General features: G+C 51.7%; 6 protein-coding genes and 2 rRNA genes. 7 read left to right on the top strand and 1 reads right to left on the bottom strand.

Going from position 1 to position 7,694, the window contains the following annotated elements:
• The 3 genes from FE783_RS33615 to FE783_RS33605 all read left to right on the top strand — a co-directional run.
• Positions 1–127 (top strand): 23S ribosomal RNA (locus FE783_RS33615); the annotation flags it as partial.
• A gap of 151 nt (positions 128–278) precedes the next feature.
• Positions 279–395 (top strand): 5S ribosomal RNA (gene rrf, locus FE783_RS33610).
• 114 nt (positions 396–509) lie between these two features.
• Entirely contained in the window at positions 510–1,247 is a 738-nt protein-coding gene (locus tag FE783_RS33605; RefSeq protein ID WP_138883773.1) for an outer membrane protein assembly factor BamE, read from the top strand.
• A gap of 175 nt (positions 1,248–1,422) precedes the next feature.
• On the opposite strand, the gene FE783_RS33600 is transcribed toward FE783_RS33605, so the two are convergent.
• Positions 1,423–2,676, bottom strand: coding sequence for a mannosyltransferase family protein (locus tag FE783_RS33600; RefSeq protein ID WP_138883772.1), 1,254 nt, complete (start codon positions 2,674–2,676; stop codon positions 1,423–1,425).
• 301 nt (positions 2,677–2,977) lie between these two features.
• Between FE783_RS33600 and FE783_RS33595 the strand changes: the two genes are divergently transcribed.
• The 4 genes from FE783_RS33595 (at position 2,978) to clpC (ending at position 7,590) form a co-directional block, all read left to right on the top strand.
• Entirely contained in the window at positions 2,978–3,439 is a 462-nt protein-coding gene (locus FE783_RS33595) for a CtsR family transcriptional regulator (protein WP_138883771.1), read from the top strand.
• 46 nt (positions 3,440–3,485) lie between these two features.
• Positions 3,486–4,007 (top strand): protein-arginine kinase activator protein McsA, encoded by a 522-nt coding sequence (locus FE783_RS33590; protein ID WP_138883770.1) that lies wholly within the window; start codon positions 3,486–3,488, stop codon positions 4,005–4,007.
• Positions 4,008–4,067: 60 nt separating this feature from the next.
• Positions 4,068–5,087, top strand: a complete 1,020-nt coding sequence (locus FE783_RS33585; protein WP_138883776.1) for a protein-arginine kinase McsB — start codon at positions 4,068–4,070, stop codon at positions 5,085–5,087.
• 76 nt (positions 5,088–5,163) lie between these two features.
• On the top strand, positions 5,164–7,590 hold the full coding sequence (gene clpC, locus FE783_RS33580; RefSeq protein WP_138883769.1) for an ATP-dependent protease ATP-binding subunit ClpC: 2,427 nt from the start codon (positions 5,164–5,166) through the stop codon (positions 7,588–7,590).
• The last annotated feature ends 104 nt before the right edge of the window (positions 7,591–7,694 follow it).

Raw genomic sequence — 7,694 nt, 5'->3', positions numbered from 1 at the left:
AGCCCCCCTCAAGATGAGATTTCCCAATTCGTAAGACCCCTGGTAGACGACCAGGTTGATAGGTTCGGGGTGGAAGCGCGGCAACGCGTGCAGCTGACGAATACTAATCGGTCGAGGGCTTATCCAAAACCACCCAAGAAAGTGAAGCGGACGCTGACGAAGCGGATGCCGATTACTTTCTCGGGGCCCGGTAAAGACCCTTATCGGGTAAACTCGATTCAGCTTTAACTCGATTCGTTTCGCATTCAGTTTTCAAGGAATAAACCTTGAGCAAATCGTTTGGTGATGATGGCGGAGGGGATCCACGCGTTCCCATCCCGAACACGACCGTTAAGCCCTCCAGCGCCGATGGTACTTGGACCGCAGGGTCCTGGGAGAGTAGGACGTTGCCAAGCGCGAAAACCTTTTTGGATACTATATCCGAAAAGGTTTTTTGATTTTTCATTAAATTTTGCAATTCCCGAAACTTTTGAAGCTTTGCAACAGTCTCCTTAAGAGAGGTGTTTCAAATGGACCCTAAACCGAAACTTCGACATAATTCCAAGGCGGCCGGTCGAGTCGTTCGAAATCTTGCGCTTATCATCGGCATAGTCTTGGCCGGTCTCCTGCTGTTAGTTGCTACTAGATGGAAGCAGCCTTTGGAGAGCGAGAAGGGTACTTTGGTTTTCAGCTCTTCCTCTGCGCAAGTACAAGAGTTGGGCGAAGAACAAAGGAAGCAGGAGCAGAGAGAGGATAACGACGTGCTAATCGTTAAAAACGGGCGAGAAGTTGGCAATGGACCGCTTTCCCCAATCTATACGTCTTTGGGGGGGATCCGAATAGGCGATACGCAGGAGCAAGTATTGGCCTTATTGGGGGAACCCAGCGAGCGAACGCAAGCGCGCAGCACCCCGTATCCCCAGTGGTATTACAAGAATCACGATTTGTATATTTTGTTTTACCGCAATGGAGAGAACGAGCCGGCAGGCGGTGCCGTGTCCATACGGATAAGTGAGCAATCCGCCTTAAAGCTGAATGACAGAAGGGCAGCACCCTCGATAGCGATAGGTGACGGCTTGGAACGATTGCTGGAGCTGTATCGGCCGATAGCAGGCACGGCGGGTGACGGTACAACGCGGAATTTCTGGATACGGGGATCCGAGCTGGGCGTAACGGGCTTTTATAAACCGGTCGTCCAAATTCTCATGAAGGAAGGGCGCATTACGAACATAACGCTGGAGAACGAAGACGATAATCCGAGCCAATAACGGAGCGGCGCGTTCCCATTCCGATGCGAGCCGGATAACGAAAAACGCCTCCGATACGTTACACGTTCTCCCCTCCCACAAAGCCGAGATAGAGAACGCGATGCTTGTAACGTACGGGGGGCGAAGCCGCAGGATTGGTATTGGCGCGTCCGAACGGACGCACGTGCTCCGAGCCTTAAGCCATAAAATAATAATCGTTGAAGAACCCGATTGTGGTGATGACATGGATCACGACAAACAACATCTGATAAACAAAGAGCAAGTTTTCGCGCTTTTCCGTCATTTTCACCAAGTACAGGAAAAAGGGGATGCAGATCATCATATAGCGGACTACGCTGGCTAAATACCAAGGCTGACTGGAGAAAGGAATGATGATCAGCAAAGCGCCGTAAACCCACATAAGCAGCTGTTTCGGCTCCCGGAACAGCTTTTTCCATTGTACAATCAAGTACCCCAAATACACGATAAATACGGCCGTGGATATGACGAATGCGATAAGACCGTTATCCCATCCGCCCGGCGCCATAAAATAGGGCTTTATAAAATAATTGATGTAATTGGCAAACGGTACGGCCGATAACCGATACCATGAAATTTGCTCGTGAAAAGGCGCCAACAAATCCCCGGTCAGCCATTTCATATACAACAAATAGATGCCCATCGGTATGAGAGACAGGAGCGAGTACAGCGCATAGCGGAAATACCGCTTCGAGAATGTAAACCCTTCGTCCAATACGACGGTTCCCAGGACGAAAAACAAATTGATGAACCCCGGCACGCGGGTTACCGTGGAAAGACTAGCGGCAAGAAAAGCTAGTGCATACTTTTTGTCGCAAGCATAATAAATCGAGGCCGCCGATAACATCAAAAACAAGCTTTCCGTATAGGGCAGCGAGTAAAAGATCGAAGTAGGGTATAGGAGCATAAGAATCAATACCGTTCTGGCTTTACGCTCGTCCAGGCGCTGCTGCAAACAGATGGCGTATAAATAAATCAGTGCGAGAAAGAACAATAAATTGGACAAAATTCCTCCAAGGATAGCGGGATTCACCGTGCCGATGAGTGCGACCGCTTTTCCCAGAGCGAATATGAGCAGCGGGTATAGAGGGAAAAACACCCAATTGGCCGGAGAATGCGGTTCGTCGATTCGATAAGCGTCATAGCCGTTGGCGGCAATGTTCAAATAAGCGAAGCTGTCGAACTTGACGAAATCTTTCAAGTTGGGCAGCCGGGTATCATAAAGGTCGAACGGCAGCTTCATTGTATAGTTCGGCACAACTCCCGCGTACTGCCGTTCGTAAGGGGTCTCTTCGGTATAGGCAGAAAACAAATTGTTGCCGACATATCCCGTGAATAAAATCATGATTCTGCTAATGATGAGAAGCAGGAGAATGGATGCGGCTACTTTTCCAGTCAGACCTTTGATCAAATCGTTCGAATCTCCTCTCTATGTATACAATAAGCATCTCCAAACAAGGAAAAAGTATGGGAAACAAAAATAAACAGCAATTGGTCGAATCCTGCCCGGTAAACAGGGGTAAAAGTGTATATACTTAATATCATATCTAATTTCGCAATGCTTTGCCGCAAAAAGTTATCGATGCGATACTTGGCAAATGAGGAAAAAGCGGTTATAATGATTCTAAAGTCAAAGAAAGTCAAAGTCAGAACGTTTGAACTTTCCGACTTTTTCGAATGTGCCGTACAACTTTCATTTGGGAGGTCTTTGGATGCGTAATGTCTCCGATATCATCGAACAATATCTGAAGAACATTTTGCAGCAAAGCCCGGGTGGAGTCGTCGAGTTGCAGCGAAGCGAGTTGGCCGACCGGTTTCAGTGCGTACCTTCGCAGATTAATTATGTAATAAGCACAAGGTTTACGCTGGAGAAAGGGTATTTGGTCGAAAGCAAAAGGGGCGGAGGAGGCTATATCCGCATTCAACGCGTGGAGCTGCCGTCCAAGGAAGCGATACACGTGCATATTTTCAGCACGGTCGGGCTTCAGATCGATCAGGCTTCCGCCGAAGGCATCGTGTATCAGCTGGAGGAAGGCTGTTTGATTACGGCACGCGAAGCGAATTTGCTCAAGGCGGCGATTTCCAGAGACGTTCTGAACCTCAAGCTTCCGCTTAGAGACGAAGTTCGGGCAAGATTATTGAAGGCTATGCTGACAACGCTGCTCAGTAAATGATGTTCCAATTCGAGTCGCGATCCATGCCAAGGAGGGGACGATAACCGTGCTCTGCCAAGAATGCAATAAAAAACCGGCAACGCTGCATTTTACGAAAATCATCAACGGGGAAAAGACCGAATTCCGTATTTGCGAATCGTGCGCCCGCGAGAAGGGCGAGCTCATCCCCGGCACGCCGAACGGTTTTTCTATCCATAACCTGCTATCGGGACTGCTCGACTTCGAACCGAGCCATTCGACGATCGGAGCGAAGCCGCAGACGCTGCGCTGCGATAATTGCGGACTGACTTACAGTCAGTTCAGCAAGCTCGGACGTTTCGGCTGCAGCTCGTGTTACGAGCATTTTTCCGAAAGACTGGATCCGTTGTTCAAAAGAGTTCACGGCAACAATGTTCACGTAGGCAAAGTGCCTAAGCGAACGGGGGGCCTCATTCAATATAAGCGTGAAATCGATAAATTGAAGAACGATATGCAAATGCGCATTGCCCGCGAAGAATTCGAGCAGGCGGCGAAAATCCGCGATCAAATCCGCGAGCTGGAAACAAAGCTAAACGGTTCGAACGTATAGGGAAGGGAGGCGTAGATTTTGGACCGATCGAACATTTTCGTTCAAGCGCTCAGCGATTGGATGAAGGGAAGAAGTCCCGAGTCGGACGTAGTCATCAGCACCCGTATCCGGCTTGCCCGCAATTTGCGCAATCTTCCATTCCCGATGCTGGCTACGAACGCTCAATCCAAAGAAGTGCTGGATCAGATCGTGAAAGTGCTGCAGAGCGAGGAATTGCAGCAAGTGAGCGATTTCGACTTGTTCATTCTAGACCAACTGGGCGAGCTTCAGAAACGGGTACTCGTCGAGAAGCATCTGATCAGCCCGAACTTGGCGAACGAATCGCGCAATGGTGCCGTTATGATCAACGAGAACGAATCCGTGAGCATTATGGTGAACGAAGAGGACCATTTGCGCATACAGTGCCTCAGTCCGGGTTTTCAAATTCGCGAAGCGTGGGAGCTGGCCAACCGGATCGACGATATTTTCGAATCGCAGGTCGATTACGCGTTTGAAGAGCGGCGGGGCTTTATGACTAGCTGTCCGACGAACGTAGGGACCGGGATTCGGGCTTCCGTCATGATGCATTTGCCCGCTCTCGTGTTGACTCAACAAATGAACCGGATTTTGCAGGCGATCAATCAGGTCGGCTTGGCGGTACGGGGCATTTACGGGGAAGGCAGCGAGGCGATCGGCAACGTCTTCCAAGTATCGAATCAGATTACGCTCGGTCAGTCCGAAGAGGAAATTATCGATAATCTGCACAGCGTTGCAAAGCAAATCATCGAGCACGAACGGGCGGCCCGGCAGAAGCTGCTTGCGGAATCCAAGCTGCGCATAACCGACCGGGTAAACCGATCGTACGGTATATTGTCGCATGCGGCAATCATGGATTCCAAGGAAGCTGCGCAAAGGCTGTCCGATGTCCGGCTCGGCGTTGATTTGGGGCTGTTGACGAACGTTTCGCCTCATGCGCTGAACGAGCTTATGGTCATGACGCAGCCCGGATTTTTGCAGCAATATGCGGGAACCAAATTATCCGCGGACGATCGCGACATACGACGGGCCGAATTGATCCGGGACAAAATTGTCAGCTCCTAGAGAGGCTGCCTGTTTGAATCCAGTTGCGAGCAACTTCAATATAGATTATACTTTCTAATTTTCGGAGGTGTTTTCCATGATGTTTGGCAGATTTACGGAACGCGCGCAAAAAGTGTTGGCACTCGCTCAAGAGGAAGCGGTACGGCTTGGTCACAATAACATCGGCACGGAGCATATTCTGCTCGGCCTGATCCGCGAAGGCGACGGCATCGCGGCTAAAGCTTTAGTCGCCCTGGGACTGAGTCTGGAGAAAATCCAGGACGAGGTGGAATCCCTCATCGGAAGAGGGCAAGAACAGCCAAGCAACATCGCCTATACGCCTAGAGCGAAAAAAGTGATCGAGCTCTCAATGGACGAAGCGCGCAAGCTGGGTCATACGTATGTCGGTACGGAGCACATTCTGCTCGGTCTGATTCGGGAAGGTGAAGGCGTAGCGGCACGGGTGCTGAATAACTTGGGTGTCAGTCTGAACAAGGCGCGGCAGCAAGTGCTTCAGCTGCTTGGAAGCAGCGAGGCCGTTTCCTCCAGCCATTCGGCGCCGGCCAATGTCAATACGCCGACGCTTGACGGCTTGGCCCGCGACCTGACCGCGTATGCGAAGGAAGGCAATCTGGACCCGGTTATCGGACGCAGCAAGGAAATCGAGCGTGTCATCCAGGTGTTGAGCCGTCGTACAAAAAATAACCCGGTGCTTATCGGGGAACCGGGTGTCGGTAAAACGGCGATTGCGGAAGGATTGGCGCAAAAAATCGTCCAAAACGAAATTCCCGAAACGCTTCGCGACAAGCGCGTCATGACGCTCGATATGGGTTCGGTCGTGGCGGGTACGAAGTACCGCGGTGAATTCGAAGATCGTCTGAAAAAAATTATGGATGAAATCCGCGCAGCTGGAAACATTATCTTGTTTATCGATGAGCTGCATACGCTGATCGGAGCGGGAGGCGCGGAAGGTGCGATAGACGCTTCCAACATTTTGAAGCCCGCTTTGGCGAGAGGCGAGCTGCAATGCATCGGGGCGACGACGCTCGATGAATACCGCAAATATATCGAGAAAGACGCGGCATTGGAGCGCCGTTTCCAGCCGATTACGGTAGACCAGCCAACGCCGGAAGAAGCGATCCAAATTTTGCACGGTTTGCGCGACCGGTATGAAGCACACCACCGGGTAAAAATTACGGATGAAGCGATCGTGCAGGCCGTCAAGCTGTCCGACCGGTACATTTCGGACCGGTTCCTGCCGGACAAAGCGATCGACCTGATCGACGAAGCCAGCTCGAAGGTGCGGCTCCGCTCTTACACGATACCGCCTAATCTGAAGCAGCTGGAAGTGCAGCTCGAGAACATCCGCAAGGAGAAAGACGCGGCCGTGCAAAGCCAAGAATTCGAGAAGGCGGCTTCTCTCCGCGATACCGAGCAAAAAATGCGCGATGAGCTGGACGCTACGAAAAACGAATGGAAAGAAAAGCAAGGACGCACCGATTCCGAGGTTACTCCGGACGATATCGCGCAGGTTGTTGCGAGCTGGACGGGTATTCCGGTAGTCAAAATGGCCGAGGAAGAAACCGAGCGCCTGCTGAAGATGGAAAGCATCCTGCACGAGCGCGTCATCGGCCAGGACGAAGCGGTCAAAGCGGTCAGCCGGGCGATCCGCAGAGCGAGAGCGGGACTGAAAGATCCGAAGCGTCCGATGGGCTCCTTCGTCTTCCTCGGCCCGACGGGCGTAGGGAAAACGGAGCTGGCCAGAGCGCTGGCGGAATCGCTCTTCGGTGATGAGAATGCCGTTATCCGCATCGACATGTCCGAGTATATGGAGAAGCATTCGACTTCGCGTCTCGTCGGAGCGCCTCCGGGATATGTGGGATATGAGGAAGGCGGACAGTTGACCGAGAAAGTGCGCCGTAAGCCGTATTCGGTCGTCTTGCTGGACGAAATCGAGAAGGCGCACCCGGAAGTATTCAACATTTTGCTGCAGGTGCTGGAGGATGGCCGTTTGACCGACTCCAAGGGCCGCACGGTCGATTTCCGCAATACGCTGATCATTATGACTTCCAACGTCGGCGCGGATATGATCAAGAAAAATTCGACGCTCGGCTTCATGGCTGCAGCCGATGCGGGGCGCGATTACTCCAACATGAAGGATAAAGTGATGGGCGAGCTGAAGAAAAGCTTCCGTCCGGAATTCCTGAACCGGATCGACGAGATTATCGTGTTCCATTCGTTGGACGAAGAGCATATCGCCCGCATTGTCAGCCTTATGTCCGACGAGCTGAGCAAACGTCTGCGCGAGCAAAACGTCGAATTTACTTTGACCGATAAAGGGAAGGCATTCCTGGCGAAGGAAGGCTTCGACCCGACTTACGGAGCGAGACCGCTTCGTCGGGCCATTCAGAAGCATATCGAGGACCGTTTGTCCGAGGAGCTGCTGAGAGGTACGATTTCCAAAGGCGATACGCTCACGATCGACGAAGTCGACGGCGAATTGGTCGTAACGAAAAACGGGTAACGCATAGGCAAACAGGCATTTCGGCATCCTTACGGATCGCCGGAGTGCCTTTTGTGCGTCAGCCTGTAAATCGATTGTAAGCGGGGTTTTCTTTGCCGCGGCGA

This window comes from Paenibacillus mesophilus (genome assembly GCF_005938385.1).
Lineage (GTDB): Bacteria > Bacillota > Bacilli > Paenibacillales > NBRC-103111 > Paenibacillus_AB > Paenibacillus_AB mesophilus.
This window is presented reverse-complemented; position numbering and strand designations above follow the sequence as displayed.